Here is a 15,368-nt window from a genome sequence, read left to right on the forward strand (position 1 = left end):
AACGCTAGTACAGCGCTACCGGTGGCCATAGTGTTGACCCATGCCTGCAGCGCCGAAGGTCTTCGGAATCATCCTCGCCGGCGGCGAGGGAAAGCGCCTCATGCCGCTCACCGCGGACAGGGCCAAGCCCGCTGTGCCCTTCGGGGGCCAATACCGGCTGATCGACTTCGCGATATCGAATCTCATCAACTCGGGCCTGCGCCAGATCGTCGTGCTGACCCAGTACAAGTCGCACAGCCTCGACCGCCACGTCTCGCAGACCTGGCGCATGTCGGCTCTGCTCGACTCCTACGTCACCTCCGTCCCGGCGCAGCAGCGCCTCGGCAAGCGGTGGTTCTCGGGCTCCGCCGACGCCATCCTGCAGAGCCTCAACCTGATCAACGACGAGCAGCCCGACATCGTCGTCGTGATCGGCGCCGACCACGTGTACCGGATGGACTTCCGTCAGATGCTCGACGCGCACATCGCGTCCGGCGCCCGCGCCACCGTCGCCGGCATCCGCCAGCCCATCGGCCTCGCCGACCAGTTCGGCGTGATCGACGTCGACCCCGAAGACCCTGCTCGCATCCGCGACTTCCTCGAGAAGCCGCAGCACCCGACCGGTCTCGCCGACTCCCCCGGCGAGGTGCTCGCCTCGATGGGCAACTACATCTTCGATACCGATGCGCTCATCGAGGCCGTCGAGGCCGACGGCGAGATGCCGACGTCGAACCACGACATGGGCGGCGACATCGTGCCGTACTTCGTCGGCCGCGGCGAGGCCGGCGTCTACGACATGAAGCGCAACGACGTTCCCGGCTCCACCGATCGCGATCGGTCCTACTGGCGCGACGTCGGCACGATCGATTCGTTCTTCGACGCGCATCGCGACCTCATCTCGACGCTCCCGATCTTCAACCTCTACAACACCGACTGGCCGATCCACTCGCAGGCGGTCAACTCGCCGCCGGCGAAGTTCGTGCGCGACTCGGTCGGGCGCATCGGCAACGCGATCGACTCGATCGTCTCGCTCGGGTCGGTGCTGTCGGGCACCCACCTCGAGCGCAGCGTGGTCGGCCCGTGGACGCTCGCCGGAGGCGGCTCGACGATCACCGACTCGGTGCTGTTCGACCACGTGCACGTCGGCGCGGGCGCGCGCATCCACCGCGCCATCCTCGACAAGAACGTCGTGCTCGCCGAGGGCGCGACCGTGGGCGTCGACCGCGAGAAGGACCTCGCGCGCGGCTTCACCGTCACAGACAGCGGCATCACGGTCGTCGGCAAGGGCGTACGCGTCGAACGGTGACCCCCGTTTCGGAGGCGGCGTCACGCCCCGCTAGCGTGGAGGGATGCCGCATCCCGCCCGCTTCCTCGTCGTGCTCGACGCCGACTCCACGCTGATCCGCAACGAGGTCATCGAGCTCATCGCCGACGAGGCGGGCCGCGGCCCCGAGGTCGCGGCGGCCACCGAGGCCGCGATGCGCGGCGAGGTCGACTTCGCGACGAGCCTGCGCTCCCGCGTCGAAGCGCTCACAGGCGTTCCCGTCGCCGCGTTCGCCACGGTGATCTCGCGCATCGAGCCGACGCCCGGCGTGCGCGAGCTGATCGCGGCGGTCCACGATCGCGGTGGCGTCGTGGGCGTCGTCTCGGGCGGATTCCACGAGGTGCTCGACACGGTGGCACCCGCTCTCGGCGTCGACGTGTGGCGGGCGAACCGCCTGGCTGCGGCGGACGGCACCCTCACCGGCGTGGTCGACGGCGAGATCGTGGATGCTGCGGCGAAGGCCGCGACGCTGACGGAGTGGGCTGCCGAGCGGGGCGTCCCCCTCGCCCGCACGATCGCGATCGGCGACGGCGCGAACGACCTGAAGATGATGGCGGTCGCCGGCCTCGGGGTGGCGTTCAATGCCAAGCCCGCCGTCCGCGCGCAGGCCGATGTGGTCGTGGGCCCGGTCGATCTCGCCGAGGTCGTCGCGCTTCTCCCCTGACGGCCCCGGGATGTCGCACGGGCGCGCTAGCGTCGGCGCATGGACATCATCCTGGTTCCCGGACTCTGGCTCGACGCATCCTCGTGGGACGGGGTGGTGCCCGCTCTCGAGCGAGCCGGGCACGTGACACACCCCCTGACGATGCCGGGCGTCGGCGCCGACGGCGAGGCCGCTCGCGGCATCACCATCGATGACTGGGTGGCAGCCACGGTCGACACGATCGATCGAGTCGACGGTCCGGTGGTGCTCGTGGGCCACTCCGGCGGCGGGAACGTCGTCTACGGGGCGCTCGACGCGCGCCCCGAGCGCGTGGCCCAGGTCGTCTTCCTCGACACGTTCCCGCCCGGCGACGGACAGACGATCTGGGAGTTCCCGGTGGTCGACGGAGTGATCCCCTTCCCGGGCTGGGACTTCTTCGAGGAGGGCGAGGTCGCCGATCTGGACGCGGCGACCCGCGCCGCGGCATCCGAGCGCACCCTGTCGGTGCCCGAGCTCGTCCCCACCTCGCCGCTGCGACTCCGCGATGAACGGCGCCGGGTTGTGCCGGCGACGATGATCACCGGCACCGTTCCCGAGGCCGAGATCCGCGGCATCATCGAGGCGGCGCCGGAGTGGGCTGCGGAGCTCGCGTCGCTGGCCGATCTGCGGATCATCCAGCTCAACGCCCCCGGCGAGCCCACCGGGCACTGGCCGCAGCTGGCGAAGCCCGAGCGCGTCGGGGCGGCGATCCTCGACGCGCTCGCGTGAGTGGAGGCCTGAGGCTCAGTGGCCCATGCCGAGGCCGCCGTCGACCGGGATGACGGCGCCCGAGATGTAGGCGGCGTCGTCGGAGGCGATCCACGCGACCACACCCGCCACCTCGTCGGCCGACGCGAAGCGGCCGGCGGGGATGTTCTTCTTGTACTCCGCCTGGGTCGCCTCGGGGAGCTCGGCCGTCATGTCGGTCTCGATGAACCCGGGCGCCACCACGTTCGCGGTGATGCCGCGGCCGCCGAGCTCGCGCGTGAGCGACCGTGCGAAGCCCACGAGCGCGCTCTTGGAGGCGGAGTAGTTGATCTGGCCGGCCGAGCCGTACAGCCCGACGACGCTCGAGATGAGCACGACGCGACCCCAGCGGGCACGCAGCATGCCCTTCGACGCGCGCTTGACCACGCGGAAGGTGCCGCCCAGATTGGTCGACACGACGCTGTCGAAGTCGTCCTCGCTCATGCGCAGCAGCAGCATGTCCTTGGTGATGCCGGCGTTCGCCACGACGATCTCGATCGGGCCGAGCGCAGTCTCGACCTCGGTGAACGCCGCGTCGACCGCTGCGGCGTCGGTGACGTCGGCGCGGACGGTGAGCGTGCCCTCAGGGCCCTCGCCGGAGCGCGCCGTGACGGCGACCTTGTAGCCGAGCGCGACGAAGCGCTCGGCGATGGCACGGCCGATGCCGCGGTTGCCGCCGGTGACGAGGACGACGCGTTCGGTGGACATGGCGACTCCCGGAGGGTGTGGGACAGAACCGCACCAGCCTATCGGCGCGTCGGTTGACACCCCGCGTCGAGCGCTGGAAGCCTGGACGGTGAACCCGACGAAAGGCCCGCTGTGACCGACCCGAACGCGGCTGACGCGCACCCCGACCAGCCGACCCAGCCGTACCCGCCCACGGCTCCCGCTCCGGCGGCGCAGCCGCAGACGCCGCCCGCCGCGCCCTACGGCGCTCCGGCGTACGGGCCTCCCCCGGCGTACTCGCCGCCTCCCGCCTACGGTGCCCCCACTGCCCCCGAATCCGCTTACGGCGCAGCGCCCGGTTACGGCGCGGCACCCGCCTACGGCGCCGCACCTGCTTACGGGTACGGTGCGCCCCCGTACCCCTACGGCGCATCGGCACGCACGAACACGCTCGCGATCGTCGCGCTCATCTCGTCGATCGCTGGCCTCACCCTCATTCCGGGCATCGGCTCGATCGTCGGCGTCATCACCGGCCACATGGCGCTGCGCCAGGTGAAGCAGACCGGCGAGCAGGGTCGCGGCATGGCGCTCGGCGGCGTGATCATGGGCTGGATCGGCGTCGGACTCCTCGTGCTCGGCCTCATCCTCTTCGTCCTGCTGATCGGGCTCTTCGCCGCGACTGCTACCACCTACGGCTCGGCGTGACGCCGGAGGGTGCGCCGACGCGCGCGCGTCGGCGTACCCTGGAATCACCGTGAAGAACTCCGACCGGGCGCAGTCCGCCACATCGCTGCCGCGCGCTCCGCGCGACGAACTCGGCGCGCGATCCAACAGGTATCTCGTCATGATGGGTGTGCGCATCGCGTGCTTCATCCTCATGGTCGTCATCACGCCGTACGGCTGGTACACCTGGGTGCTCGGCGCGGCCGCCATCCTGATCCCGTACATCGCCGTGGTCTCGGCGAACGTCGGCGAAGAGGCGCGACGCAACCGACCGGAGGACCCGCAGCCGACCCTTGCGGCGACGCCGCATCCGACCGACGTCGACCCGGAGACGCACCCGGTCCTCAGACTGCACGAGAGCGCTGACTCCCCCGACAGCCCGGCGACGACACCCGACGATCCCGACTCCGACTCCCCCGCGCCCACGGGCGGGACCGCGTGAGCGAGGGCAGCCCGTCCGCCGCTCCCGCCGTCTGTTCGCGTGCGGGGTGCCGGGCCGACGCCCGGTGGCGCATCGACTGGCGCAACCCCCGGATCCACGCGGCGGATCGCGTGAAGTCCTGGGCAGCGTGCGACGAGCACCGCGATTTCCTGCGCGAGTACCTCGCCGCGCGTTCGTTCCCCGTCGAGGTGCACGCCATCGACGCGTCGACAGAGGCATCTCGATGAGCCCCCGCCGCGCAGTCAGCATGCAGAACCTCCCCACGGCGGGCCGATGGGCCGTCTACTTCGCCCTCGCGCTCGTCTTCGCGATCGCGTGCGCGTTCCTCTCGCACTGGCAGTTCAGCCGCAACGAGGAACGGTCGGCGCAGCTGCAGCTCGTCGCCGACAACTACGACCAGGCGCCGGTGGCGCTCGACACGCTGATTCCGGCGGGAGGCGAGCTCGCGGCTTCCGACGAGTGGCGCCCCGTCGAGCTCGTCGGGGAGTACCTGTCCGACGAACTGCTGCTCGCGCGCAATCGCCCCCACGGCGGCACCTCGGCGTTCGAGGTGCTCGTCCCTTTCCGTCTGGATGATGGTCGCGTGGTGATCGTCGACCGGGGCTGGGTGCCGCCCGGTGCGGACCAGCCCGACCCCGATGTCATCCCGGCGGCCCCCGAGGGCGAAGCGACGGTCGTCGTGCGCATGCGCGTGGGCGAACAGCTGCCCTCCTCGGGGCGCTCAGCCCCCGAGGGCCAGGTGCCGACGATCAATCTCCCCCTCATCGCCGACACGATCCCCTCGGGCGCCGACGTCGAGACGAGCGCCTACGGGGTGATGGTGTCGGAGGATCCGGCTCCCGCCACGCGCCCGACGGCACTCGACCCCCCCTCCGAAGACCCCGGCCCGCACTTGTCGTACGCGATCCAGTGGATCCTCTTCGCGGTGATGGGCTTCGTGTTCATCGGCTACGTGATCCGCACCGAGCGGCGCCACCGGCGCGAAGACGCCGAGGACGACGCGGCCGCGGCATCCGAGCAGACGAATGCCCTCGCCGCGGCATCCGGCACCGCGACGGCCCCGCGCGTGCCGAGGCCTCCCCGAGCACGGCGCGATCGCGACGCCGACGACGAAGACGCACTGATCGACGCCTCTCGCCGCTGAACCGGCCGCCGACTCCGCCGCACCCCTGTGCGGCAGCCGGTGATCGGACTACGCCAGTTCGATGAGGTCGATGTAGTCGCGGCCCCAGATGTCTTCGACGCCGTCGGGGAGGATGAGCACGCGCTCCGGGTTGAGCGCGTGGACCGCGCCGGAGTCGTGCGAGACGAGCACGACCGCACCCTCGTAGTGGGCGAGCGCCCCGAGGATCTCCTCGCGCGATGCGGGGTCGAGGTTGTTCGTCGGCTCGTCGAGGAGCAGCATGTTCGCGCTCGAGACGACGAGCGTCGCCAGCGACAGGCGGGTCTTCTCGCCGCCCGAGAGCACGCCGGCGGGCTTCAGCACGTCGTCGCCGGTGAACAGGAACGAACCGAGCACCTTGCGCGCCTCGGTCGCGGTGATGTCGGGAGCGGCCGACATCATATTCTCGAGCACCGACCGGTTCACGTCGAGGTTCTCGTGCTCCTGGGCGTAGTACCCGATCTTGAGGCCGTGCCCCGGCTCGAGCTGGCCGGTGTCGGGCTTGTCGACACCCGCGAGGATGCGCAGGAGCGTGGTCTTGCCGGCGCCGTTGAGACCGAGCACGACGACCTTGGAGCCGCGGTCGATCGCGAGGTCGACGTCGGTGAAGATCTCGAGCGAGCCGTACGACTTCGACAGTCCCGATGCCATGAGCGGCGTCTTGCCGCACGGGGCCGGCTTCGGGAAGCGCAGCTTCGCCACGCGCTCGTCCTGACGCACGTCGTCGAGGCCTGCCAGCATCTTCTCGGCGCGCGCGACCATCTGGTGCGCGGCGGCGGCCTTGGAGGCCTTGGCGCCGAATCGGGCAGCCTGCTGCTGCAGCACGCTCGCCTTCTTCTCGACGTTGGCGCGCTCCTTCTTGCGGCGCTCCTCATCGGCCACCCGCTGACGCAGGTAGTTCTTCCAGTTCATGTTGTAGATGTCGATGACCTGGCGGTTGGCGTCGAGGTAGAACACGCGGTTCACCGTCTCGCCGACGAGCTCGACGTCGTGGGAGATGACGATGAGACCGCCCTTGTACCCCTTGAGGAACTCCCGCAGCCACACCACGCTGTCGGCGTCGAGGTGGTTGGTCGGCTCGTCGAGGATCATCGTCTGCGCGTCCGAGAACAGGATGCGGGCGAGTTCGATGCGACGGCGCTGTCCGCCTGAGAGCGTCTTCAGCGGCTGGTCGAGGATGCGATCCGGAAGCGACAGGTTGTGCGCGATCGAGGCGGCTTCCGCCTCGGCCGCATAGCCGCCGAGCGCCTCGAAGCGCTCGGTGAGGTTCGCGTACTTGCGCATCGCCTTGTCGGCGACCGCCGGGTCGGTGTCACCCATGGCGAGGGATGCCTCGTGCATGCCGATCGCGAGCGACCCGAGGCCGCGCGCGTCGAGGATGCGGGTGCGGGCCAGCATCTCGGGATCTCCCGAGCGCGGATCCTGTGGCAGGTAGCCGAGTTCGCCGGAGCGCTCCACCTTGCCGTCGGCGGGGATCAGGTCGCCCGCGAGCACCTTGGTGAGCGTCGTCTTGCCGGCGCCGTTGCGGCCGACCAGCCCGATCTTGTCGCCGGCGGACACGCGGAACGCCACGTCGGACATGAGCACGCGTGCACCCACGCGGATCTCGAGTTCGTGCACGGCGAGCACAGCAGACGTCCGTTCCATCGGGGAAAGTGGTGAGTCGGCCGAGTGGCCAGCGTCCGAGTCTACCGTGGGCCAGCCTGTGGGAAGCCGACAGCCGCCCGCCCGAGGCTTGGTGTACTGCGTTCAAGAACGTGCGCAGACCCGCCCCTAGGCTGAGAGCCATGTCTACGATCGCCGCTCCCTCCGCCCGCCGCGTCCTCGCCGACGTCATCCCGCACCCGTCGTCCCGTGTCCGCGCCTTCGCCGTCGATGCGGCGCTCGTCGTCACCGGCGCCCTCGTGGTCGCCGCGTTCGCCCAGGTCACGATTCCGCTGTGGCCCGTGCCGATCACGGGTCAGACCCTCGCCGTCGTCGTCGTCGGCGCCGCGCTGGGGTCGCGCCGCGGTGCCGCGGCTCTCACCACCTACCTGCTGATGGGCCTCGCCGGACTCCCGGTGTTCGCCGAGTTCACCGGCACGATCGCCACGGTCGCCAAGCCCAGCTTCGGCTTCATCCTCGGCTTCATCCCGGCAGCCTTCCTCGCCGGCTGGTTCGCCGAGCGCCGCTGGGACCGCAAGCCCTGGCTCGCCTTCCTCGGCTTCGTCGCCGCGAGTGCCGTTCCGTTCGTTTTCGGCATCCCCTACATGGCGCTCGTCCTGAACGTCGTCACCGGTGGCTCGTTCACGTTCTGGCAGATCCTCGAATTCGGCCTGTTCCCCTTCATCGTCGGCGGTCTCGTCAAGGCAGCGATCGCCGCCCTGCTGATCCCCGGTGCGTGGGCGCTCGTGCGCGCCGCGGACCGCGCGAAGCGCGACTGACGTCGACGCCCGCAACGGGGCTCGGACCGCGAGAGCGGCCCGAGCCCCGTCTTCATTCGCCGACACAGCGATTTCGCAGCATCCGCGTCCCTGGGTAAAGTAAGGCTGTCCTAACACCCTCCCGGGTGGAATCCCACAGCTTGGAGCTTCCCGTGCCCCGTACCCGTCTCGCCCTCGGCGTCGCCGCAGCATCCGCCCTCCTCCTCACCGGCTGCGCCACCGGCTCGGCAGAGCCCGCAGCCGACGACACCGCCGAGTCCGGCGGCAGCGTCTTCCCGGTCACCGTCGAGCACGCCTATGGCGAGACGACCATCAACGAGAAGCCCGAGCGCGTCGCGACGATCGCCTGGGGCAACCAGGATGTCGCGCTCGCGCTCGGCATCGTGCCGGTCGGGATGGATGCCCAGGTGTGGGCGTGGAGCGGTGCGAGCGAGCCCGACGTGTACGAATGGACGAGCGACAAGCTCGACGAACTCGGCGCCGACCTGCCCGTGCTCTTCGACACGACCGACGGAGTGGACTTCGAGGCGATCGCCGATACCGCGCCCCAGGTCGTCCTGGCAGCGCAGTCAGGTCTGAGCGAAGAGGATTACGCGACGCTCAGCGACATCGCCCCCGTCGTCTCGTTCCCCGACATCCCCTGGTTCACGCCGTGGCGCGACCAGATCACCCTGAACGCGACGGGACTCGGCCTCGAGGCCGAGGGCGAGGCGCTGGTCGCCGACATCGAGCAGCAGATCGCGGATGCGACGGCAGACGCCGCCTTCGAGGGCAAGACCGCCGCCTTCTTCTACATGTCGCCCGCCGATCTGTCGACGGTCTCCCTCTACACGAACGGCGACTCGCGCACCGCGTTCCTGAACGACCTCGGGTTCGACCTGCCGCAGGTCGCGATCGACGCCGCCGCCGAGGGCTCGTTCTACCTCGACTACAGCGCCGAGAACGCCGACCAGCTCGAGGGCGTCGACGTCATCGTGACCTACGGCGACGAGACGCTCCTGCCCGCACTTCAGGCCGACCCGCTGTGGAGCACGCTCCCCGCCGTGCAGAACGGCGCTGTGGTGGCAGTCGGCGAGGGTGACGCGTACAGCGCCGCGGTCAGCCCGACCGCCCTGTCGATCCCGTGGGTCCTCGACCAGTACGTGACCGACCTCACCGACGCGGCAGCGAAGGTTCAGTGACCGACACGATCGCCGCACTGCGCCGCGCGCCCACCACACAGGTGGGCGCGCGGCGCCGCGTCGCCGTCCTCATCTTCGGGCTCATCGCCGTGGTGTGCTCGATCGTCATCTCGCTGTCCTTCGGCTCGCGCGGAGTGTCGGTCGAGCAGGTCGTCGAGGGCATCGGCGCCTGGTTCACCGGCCAGACCCCCACCGACATCGGCGCGCTCGCGGTGCAGAGCCGCATCCCCCGCACCGTGCTGGCGCTTCTCGCCGGCGCAGCCCTCGCCCTGTCGGGCGCTCTCATGCAGGCGATCACGCGCAACCCGCTCGCCGATCCCGGCATCCTCGGGGTCAACACGGGAGCCGCACTCGCCGTGGTGATCGGCATCGCCTTCCTCGGCGTGTCGAGCGCACTCGGCTATCTCGGGCTCGCTCTGGTCGGCGCGTTCATCACGGCATTCTTCGTCTACTTCGTCGGCTCCGTCGGTGCCGGCGGCACCACTCCGATCAAGCTCGCCCTCGCCGGGGCGGCGACGACCGCGGCGCTGTCGTCGCTCGTCGCGGCGATCCTCCTCCCCCGCCAGGCGGTCATGGACGAGTTCCGCTACTGGCAGATCGGCAACGTCGGTCGCGCCGACTGGGAGACCATGGCCGTCATCGTCCCGGTGCTCGTCATCGGGACGATCGTCGCCCTCCTCTGCGCGACGGGCCTCAACGGCTTGGCACTCGGCGACGACGTCGCCACCGGACTCGGTGTGCACGTCGGCCGTATCCGGGTCATCGCCGCGATCGCCGGTGTGACGCTGTGCGCCGCCGTCACCTCGATCGCCGGTCCCATCGGATTCGTGGGGCTGATGGTGCCCCACGCGGTCCGCCAGGTCGCCGGCCCCGATCAGCGCTGGCTGCTGCCTTTGTCCGCCATCGGCGGCGCCGTGCTCCTCACCCTCGCTGACACCATCGGCCGCGTGCTCGGCTCGCCCGGCGAGGTCGAGGCCGGCATCATCACCGCCTTCCTCGGCGCTCCCGTCCTCATCGCCATCGCCCGCCGCACCCGATTGAAGGCGATGTGATGGCCGCCCCCTCGCTCACCTCCGAACGCCCGATCATCGACGTCCGCGCCGGGCGGCTCCGCCGTCGGCGGCGCCGGGTCATCGCGATGTCGGTGCTGGGCGCGCTCATCGTCATCCTCTTCGGCGCGATGCTCATGCTCGGCAACACGATCTATCCCGTGTCCGACGTCATCGCCGTCCTCACCGGGCAACAGGTCCCCGGCGCCTCGTTCACGGTCGGCTCACTGCGCCTTCCGCGCGCTCTCACCGCGGTCCTCGCCGGGGCGGCCTTCGGCGTCGCGGGAGCCACGTTCCAGACCATGCTGCGCAATCCGCTCGCCAGCCCTGACGTGATCGGCATCACCTCCGGCGCGAGCGCCGCCGCGATCCTCTCGCTCGTCATCCTCCACTGGAGCAACGCCGCGACGATGGCGCTCGCGATCGCGGCGGGCATCGGCACCGCCCTCGTGATCTACGTCGCGGCGCGCGGAGGCGAATCCACAGGCGGAAGGCTCATCCTCATCGGCATCGGCGTGGGCGCCATGCTCGACGCGGTCGTCGCTTTCCTCCTCCTGCGTGCAGCGGTATGGGATCTGTCGGTCGCCACCCGTTGGATGACCGGCAGCCTCAACGGCGCGCGCATGGACGAGCTCCCGCCCCTCGCGATCGCTGTCGTCGTCCTCGTGCCGGTGGTGGTGATCCTCGGGCGCAGCCTCGGCGCTCTCGAACTCGGCGAAGCATCGGCGACAGCGCTCGGTGTTCGCGTCGATCGCACCCGCGTGCTCCTGGTGGTGTCGGCGGTCGCGCTCGCGTGCGTCGCGACCGGCACGACCGGCCCGATCGCCTTCGTGGCGTTCCTCGCCGGGCCCATCGCGTTGCGCATCGTCGGGCCGGGTGGATCGCCGATCGTCCCGGCAGCCCTGACAGGTGCAGCGCTCGTGCTGGCGGCCGACCTCATCGGGCAGTTCGCCTTCGACACCTCATTCCCGGTCGGCGTCATCACCGGCATCCTCGGGGCGCCGTACCTCATCTACCTCCTGATCCGAACCAGCCGCCGAGGAGGCTCGTCATGACCCCGGAGCACCAGCTTCACACCGATGGCCTCGTAGCCGGATACGGCGGCCGCGTGGTCGTCGACGGCATCGACGTCGAGATCCCGTCGGGAGCGATCAGCGTCATCGTCGGGGCGAACGCGTGCGGCAAGTCGACGCTGCTCAAGACGATCTCGCGCCTCATCCCGGCGCGCAGCGGTGCAGTGGTCCTCGACGGCAAGCGCATCGACGAGATCCCGACCAAGGAACTCGCACGCACCCTCGGCCTGCTGCCCCAGCAGCCGATCGCGCCCGAGGGCATCGTCGTCGCCGACCTGGTCGGCCGGGGGCGCCACCCGCACCAGAAAATGTTCCGTTCCTGGACCACCGACGACGATCGGGCGGTCGCCGAAGCACTCACGGCGACCGGCGTGCTCGATCTCGCCGATCGATCGGTCGACGAGCTGTCGGGCGGGCAGCGGCAGCGGGTGTGGATCGCCATGGCGCTCGCACAGGAGACCGACATCCTCCTCCTCGACGAGCCGACGACGTTCCTCGACGTGTCGCACCAGATCGAGGTGCTCGATCTGCTGACCGACCTCAATCAGCGCCGGGGCACCACGATCGTCATGGTGCTCCACGACATCAATCTCGCCGCGCGCTACGCCGATCGGCTGTTCGCCCTCCGGCAGGGGCGACTGGTCGCGAGCGGCGCGCCCGCCGACATCCTGACGAGCGACCTCGTCCGCGAGGTGTTCGACCTGGACTGCCTCGTCATCGCCGACCCCGTCTCGGGCACGCCGATCGTGCTGCCCCGCGGGCGCCACCACGTGCTGCCCGCCCCCACGCCCACCCATGCAGGAGGAAACGATGGCCGCTAGCACGATGAGATTCTTCCGGGCACGGGTGAGCGCGATCACCGACCTCACCCCCAGCTTCCGCCGGTTCACCTTCACCGGCGACGACTTCGCCGAGTACGGCGACCCCGGTTACGACCAGCGCATCAAGGTGGTGTTCCCGACCGAGGAGCTGAGCCTCGACGCCATGCCGACGGGCGACGACTGGTGGGACGTCTGGCGCACCTCCCCCGATGAGGCCCGCCTCCCCTTCCGCACGTACACGACCCGCGCGGTGCGCGGCGAGCTGCGCGAGGTCGACATCGACATGGTCGCGCACGACGTGGTCGGCCCGGCATCCGCGTGGATCGAGCGCGCCGGCATCGGCGACGAGGTGCTGATCCTCGCCCCGACGACCGCGCACACGGGCGTCAGCTACGGGATCGACTTCGTGCCGCCCGCGGCCACCGAGAACGTCCTCCTCGTCGGCGACGAGACCGCCGCGCCGGCGATCGCCGTCATCCTCGAGCAGCTCCCCGACGACGCCACCGGCGTGGTCGTGCTCGAAGTCCCCCACGAGGACGACGTCGCCTACCTGCCGAAGCATCCCGGATTCGACTACCAGGTGAGTGCGCGCGGACCCGGCGCCCGGCACGATCACCTGGTCGAGGCGACCAAGAGCGCAGTCGCCGCGCTCGCGCCCGCCGGGCGCGGCGCGGAGGTCGAGGAGGTCGACATCGACCACGACATCCTGTGGGAGGTGCCGCGCACCGCGCGCGGCGGCGCCGCGCTCAAGAGTGCACCGCTGTACTCGTGGATGGCGGGTGAGGCCGGCGCGATCAAGGCGCTGCGTCGGCATCTGGTGACCGACCAGGGCGTCGACCGCCGCGCGGTGGCCTTCATGGGCTACTGGCGGCTGGGGCGAGCCGAGAACTGACCTCCCCGGACTCGGCGCGACAGGGCCGCGGTCGGCCCCTGCGTCAGTGGGTGAATGAGGTGACGAGCCCTTCGGTCGGCATCGGCGATTCGAGCGCGTCGAGGTAGGCGACGGCGTCGGCGATGTCGCCGATGAGACTCTCGGCGAGGTTGCGGCTCAGTCCGTTGCGAACGACGATTCGCTGCACGACGAGGTCGGTCAGATCGTCGGGCATGGGATACGCGGGGATCAGCCAGCCCTTCAGCCGCAGCCGCTCCGACAGGTGGTAGAGGTTCCACTTGTCGGTGTACCCCGCCGCCAGCTGCCAGGCGAACACGGGGATGTCGGTGCCGTCGTTCCACAGATCGAACGCGGACATCTTCCCGATCTCGCCCGCGAGGTAGACGGCCACGTCCTGCGAGGCCTTCTGCACCTTGTAGTACCCGTCCCACCCGAGCCGGAGGAACAGGTAGTACTGCAGCAGCACCTGAGCGCCCGGCCGCGAGAAGTTGAGGGCGAAGCTCGGCATGTGGCCGCCGAGGTAGGTGACGTCGAACACCAGGTCCGCGGGGAGGTCCGCCACGGTCCGCCAGACCACCCAGCCGAGCCCCGGGTAGACCAGCCCGTACTTGTGCGCCGACGTGCTGATCGAGGCGACCCGCTCCAGGCGGAAGTCCCATTCGAGGTCGGGCTGCAGGAACGGGGCGATCATCCCACCCGATGCTCCGTCGACGTGGATGGGGATGTCGAGCCCGGTATCGGCCTGGATGCGGTCGAGCGCCTTCGCGATCTCGGCCACCGGCTCGTACATGCCGGTGTACGTGACGCCCATGATCGCCACGACGCCGATCGTGTTCTCATCGACGTACTTGTCGAGGTCGTGCCCGTCGAGCACCTTGTGATCGTCGCTGATCGGCACATACCGCGCCTCGACGTCCCAGTAGTTGCAGAACTTCTCCCAGCACACCTGCACCGCACTCGAGAGGATGAGATTCGGCTTCTCCGTCGAGACGCCCGCGGCGCGCCGGGCCGTCTGCCAACGGCGCTTGAGTGCGAGACCGCCGAGCATGCAGGCCTCAGAGGATCCGATCGTCGAGGTGCCGATCGCCCCGTCGGGATCGGGGGCGTTCCACAGGCTCGCGATCATCTTCCAGCAGCGCGTCTCGATCGCCGCCGTCTGCGGATACTCGTCCTTGTCGACCATGTTCTTGTCGACGGTCTCCGAGTAGAGCTTCCCCGCCAGCGGGTCCATCCAGGTGCCGACGAAGGTCGCGAGGTTCAGGCGGGAGTTGCCGTCGAGCATGGCCTCGTCGTGCACGACCTGGTACGCGGTCTCCGGGGCCGATTCGCCGCGCGGGAGTTCGTTGAGCGGAAAGTCCGTCGCCTCCCCGGGGCGCGCGAAGATCGGATTCAGCTGATTGCTGTCGCCGTTTCCGGTGAAGCCGGGATCGGAGTCCTGCCGCCGTGCGTTCGGAGTCTTCATGGCATGAAGATTAGGGCACGGATCGGCGGCGCGGCAGTGCGATCGTGCGAGATCGTCCCCCGGCACTCCTATGCTGGCGGCATGACTCCGCCCCGCGCGCTCCGGCTTCGCCGTGAGGCATGGGGATTCGCCGTCGGCGCGGCCCTCTTCGCCGTGGGGTCCGTGCCCTGGTACGCCGACGCCGTCGGCCTCGTCGTCACCGACGCGACCTTCGTCGTCGGCGCGGTGTTCTTCACGCTCGCCGCGTTCATCCAGCTGGCGCTGAGCGGCCGCCGCCCGCCCCGCCGATCCGCCACGCGGGCGGATCGCGCGGACTGGTGGTCCGCTGCGATCCAGTTCGCGGGGACCCTGCTGTTCAACGTGAGCACGGTGGCTGCGCTCCTGAGCGCGCTCGGGCTCGTCGCCGGCAGTCAGGCGGGGTGGCGACCGGATGCCTGGGGCTCCCTCGCCTTCCTCATCGCGAGCGCGCTCGCCGTGGTGGCGACCACCGACCGAGACGGCCTCTGGGATCCGCACGCGCGGGTCTGGCGGTGCACCTGGCTGAATATGGCGGGATCGGTCTTCTTCGGCATCTCGGCCGTGGGCGCCTGGACGGACCCCGCCACCGGCGATGAGCTCAGCGGTCTCGCGGCCGACCTCGGCACCCTCCTCGGCGCGCTGTGCTTCCTCGTGGCCGCGCTGCTCAGCAGGCGCGAGGCCGAGGAGCCCGCCGCACCGGCCGACGCCTGACGTACACTGCAGA

The 15,368-nt window shown here is 70.2% G+C and carries 17 protein-coding genes; 14 read left to right on the plus strand and 3 right to left on the minus strand.

Annotation, left to right across the window (positions count from 1 at the left end):
• Window positions 1-40: 40 nt before the first annotated feature.
• From JOD63_RS07440 to JOD63_RS07450, 3 genes are read left to right on the plus strand one after another with little or no spacing between them, the layout of a single operon-like run.
• Window positions 41-1,285 carry a glucose-1-phosphate adenylyltransferase gene (locus JOD63_RS07440; RefSeq protein WP_045276966.1) on the plus strand — a complete coding sequence of 415 codons (1,245 nt, stop codon included), beginning with the start codon at window positions 41-43 and terminating at the stop codon, window positions 1,283-1,285.
• A 43-nt stretch (window positions 1,286-1,328) separates the two neighbouring features.
• Window positions 1,329-1,967, plus strand: a complete 639-nt coding sequence (gene serB / locus JOD63_RS07445) for a phosphoserine phosphatase SerB (protein WP_045276967.1) — start codon at window positions 1,329-1,331, stop codon at window positions 1,965-1,967.
• A gap of 39 nt (window positions 1,968-2,006) precedes the next feature.
• Entirely contained in the window at window positions 2,007-2,714 is a 708-nt protein-coding gene (locus JOD63_RS07450) for an alpha/beta fold hydrolase (RefSeq protein ID WP_045276968.1), read from the plus strand.
• A gap of 15 nt (window positions 2,715-2,729) precedes the next feature.
• Here JOD63_RS07450 and fabG read toward each other — a convergent pair whose 3' ends face one another.
• The gene (gene fabG, locus JOD63_RS07455; RefSeq protein WP_045276969.1) at window positions 2,730-3,440 is read right to left on the minus strand and encodes a 3-oxoacyl-ACP reductase FabG; all 711 of its coding nucleotides are present in this window, start codon (window positions 3,438-3,440) and stop codon (window positions 2,730-2,732) included.
• Window positions 3,441-3,551: 111 nt separating this feature from the next.
• Here fabG and JOD63_RS07460 point away from each other — a divergent pair, with 111 nt between their 5' ends.
• Genes JOD63_RS07460 through JOD63_RS07475 form a run of 4 tightly spaced genes read left to right on the plus strand, consistent with a single transcriptional unit; the run spans window position 3,552 to window position 5,707 of the window.
• Window positions 3,552-4,103, plus strand: coding sequence for a DUF4190 domain-containing protein (locus JOD63_RS07460; protein WP_045276970.1), 552 nt, complete (start codon window positions 3,552-3,554; stop codon window positions 4,101-4,103).
• Between the two features lie 49 nt (window positions 4,104-4,152).
• Window positions 4,153-4,563 (plus strand): DUF3099 domain-containing protein, encoded by a 411-nt coding sequence (locus tag JOD63_RS07465; protein WP_045276971.1) that lies wholly within the window; start codon window positions 4,153-4,155, stop codon window positions 4,561-4,563.
• Window positions 4,560-4,790, plus strand: a complete 231-nt coding sequence (locus JOD63_RS07470) for a hypothetical protein (RefSeq protein WP_045276972.1) — start codon at window positions 4,560-4,562, stop codon at window positions 4,788-4,790. Before JOD63_RS07465 ends, JOD63_RS07470 begins: the two co-directional genes overlap by 4 nt.
• The gene (locus JOD63_RS07475) at window positions 4,787-5,707 is read left to right on the plus strand and encodes an SURF1 family cytochrome oxidase biogenesis protein (protein WP_045276973.1); all 921 of its coding nucleotides are present in this window, start codon (window positions 4,787-4,789) and stop codon (window positions 5,705-5,707) included. The genes JOD63_RS07470 and JOD63_RS07475 overlap by 4 nt, the downstream gene beginning before the upstream one ends.
• A gap of 48 nt (window positions 5,708-5,755) precedes the next feature.
• Here JOD63_RS07475 and JOD63_RS07480 read toward each other — a convergent pair whose 3' ends face one another.
• Window positions 5,756-7,354, minus strand: a complete 1,599-nt coding sequence (locus JOD63_RS07480) for an ABC-F family ATP-binding cassette domain-containing protein (RefSeq protein WP_045276974.1) — start codon at window positions 7,352-7,354, stop codon at window positions 5,756-5,758.
• 158 nt (window positions 7,355-7,512) lie between these two features.
• On the opposite strand from JOD63_RS07480, the gene JOD63_RS07485 reads away from it, so the two are divergent.
• From JOD63_RS07485 to JOD63_RS07510, 6 genes are all read left to right on the plus strand, one after another.
• Window positions 7,513-8,148, plus strand: coding sequence for a biotin transporter BioY (locus JOD63_RS07485; RefSeq protein WP_045276975.1), 636 nt, complete (start codon window positions 7,513-7,515; stop codon window positions 8,146-8,148).
• Between the two features lie 152 nt (window positions 8,149-8,300).
• Window positions 8,301-9,329, plus strand: coding sequence for an iron-siderophore ABC transporter substrate-binding protein (locus tag JOD63_RS07490; RefSeq protein ID WP_045276976.1), 1,029 nt, complete (start codon window positions 8,301-8,303; stop codon window positions 9,327-9,329).
• Window positions 9,326-10,381 carry a FecCD family ABC transporter permease gene (locus JOD63_RS07495; protein WP_084613731.1) on the plus strand — a complete coding sequence of 352 codons (1,056 nt, stop codon included), beginning with the start codon at window positions 9,326-9,328 and terminating at the stop codon, window positions 10,379-10,381. Before JOD63_RS07490 ends, JOD63_RS07495 begins: the two co-directional genes overlap by 4 nt.
• Window positions 10,381-11,433, plus strand: coding sequence for a FecCD family ABC transporter permease (locus JOD63_RS07500; RefSeq protein WP_045276977.1), 1,053 nt, complete (start codon window positions 10,381-10,383; stop codon window positions 11,431-11,433). Before JOD63_RS07495 ends, JOD63_RS07500 begins: the two co-directional genes overlap by 1 nt.
• Window positions 11,430-12,272: an ABC transporter ATP-binding protein gene (locus tag JOD63_RS07505; protein ID WP_045276978.1), complete on the plus strand. Its 843-nt coding sequence runs from the start codon at window positions 11,430-11,432 to the stop codon at window positions 12,270-12,272. The genes JOD63_RS07500 and JOD63_RS07505 overlap by 4 nt, the downstream gene beginning before the upstream one ends.
• Complete coding sequence (locus JOD63_RS07510; RefSeq protein WP_045276979.1) at window positions 12,262-13,164, plus strand: siderophore-interacting protein; 903 nt, start codon at window positions 12,262-12,264, stop codon at window positions 13,162-13,164. The genes JOD63_RS07505 and JOD63_RS07510 overlap by 11 nt, the downstream gene beginning before the upstream one ends.
• Window positions 13,165-13,207: 43 nt before the next feature.
• Here JOD63_RS07510 and JOD63_RS07515 read toward each other — a convergent pair whose 3' ends face one another.
• On the minus strand, window positions 13,208-14,626 hold the full coding sequence (locus tag JOD63_RS07515; protein WP_045276980.1) for a glutamate decarboxylase: 1,419 nt from the start codon (window positions 14,624-14,626) through the stop codon (window positions 13,208-13,210).
• Between the two features lie 81 nt (window positions 14,627-14,707).
• Between JOD63_RS07515 and JOD63_RS07520 the strand changes: the two genes are divergently transcribed.
• Window positions 14,708-15,355 carry a hypothetical protein gene (locus JOD63_RS07520; protein WP_045276981.1) on the plus strand — a complete coding sequence of 216 codons (648 nt, stop codon included), beginning with the start codon at window positions 14,708-14,710 and terminating at the stop codon, window positions 15,353-15,355.
• The last annotated feature ends 13 nt before the right edge of the window (window positions 15,356-15,368 follow it).

Origin of the sequence: Microbacterium terrae (assembly GCF_017831975.1) — a bacterium.
Classification (GTDB): Bacteria; Actinomycetota; Actinomycetes; order Actinomycetales; family Microbacteriaceae; genus Microbacterium; species Microbacterium terrae.

Excerpts from the sequence above, each read along its gene's own strand:
- serB (WP_045276967.1), top strand. The coding sequence starts at position 1,329 with ATGCCGCATCCCGCCCGCTTCCTCGTCGTGCTCGACGCCGACTCCACG.
- JOD63_RS07515 (WP_045276980.1), bottom strand. The coding sequence starts at position 14,626 with ATGAAGACTCCGAACGCACGGCGGCAGGACTCCGATCCCGGCTTCACC.
- JOD63_RS07440 (WP_045276966.1), top strand. The coding sequence starts at position 41 with ATGCCTGCAGCGCCGAAGGTCTTCGGAATCATCCTCGCCGGCGGCGAG.
- JOD63_RS07450 (WP_045276968.1), top strand. The coding sequence starts at position 2,007 with ATGGACATCATCCTGGTTCCCGGACTCTGGCTCGACGCATCCTCGTGG.
- fabG (WP_045276969.1), bottom strand. The coding sequence starts at position 3,440 with ATGTCCACCGAACGCGTCGTCCTCGTCACCGGCGGCAACCGCGGCATC.
- JOD63_RS07475 (WP_045276973.1), top strand. The coding sequence starts at position 4,787 with ATGAGCCCCCGCCGCGCAGTCAGCATGCAGAACCTCCCCACGGCGGGC.
- JOD63_RS07485 (WP_045276975.1), top strand. The coding sequence starts at position 7,513 with ATGTCTACGATCGCCGCTCCCTCCGCCCGCCGCGTCCTCGCCGACGTC.
- JOD63_RS07505 (WP_045276978.1), top strand. The coding sequence starts at position 11,430 with ATGACCCCGGAGCACCAGCTTCACACCGATGGCCTCGTAGCCGGATAC.
- JOD63_RS07520 (WP_045276981.1), top strand. The coding sequence starts at position 14,708 with ATGACTCCGCCCCGCGCGCTCCGGCTTCGCCGTGAGGCATGGGGATTC.
- JOD63_RS07500 (WP_045276977.1), top strand. The coding sequence starts at position 10,381 with ATGGCCGCCCCCTCGCTCACCTCCGAACGCCCGATCATCGACGTCCGC.
- JOD63_RS07510 (WP_045276979.1), top strand. The coding sequence starts at position 12,262 with ATGGCCGCTAGCACGATGAGATTCTTCCGGGCACGGGTGAGCGCGATC.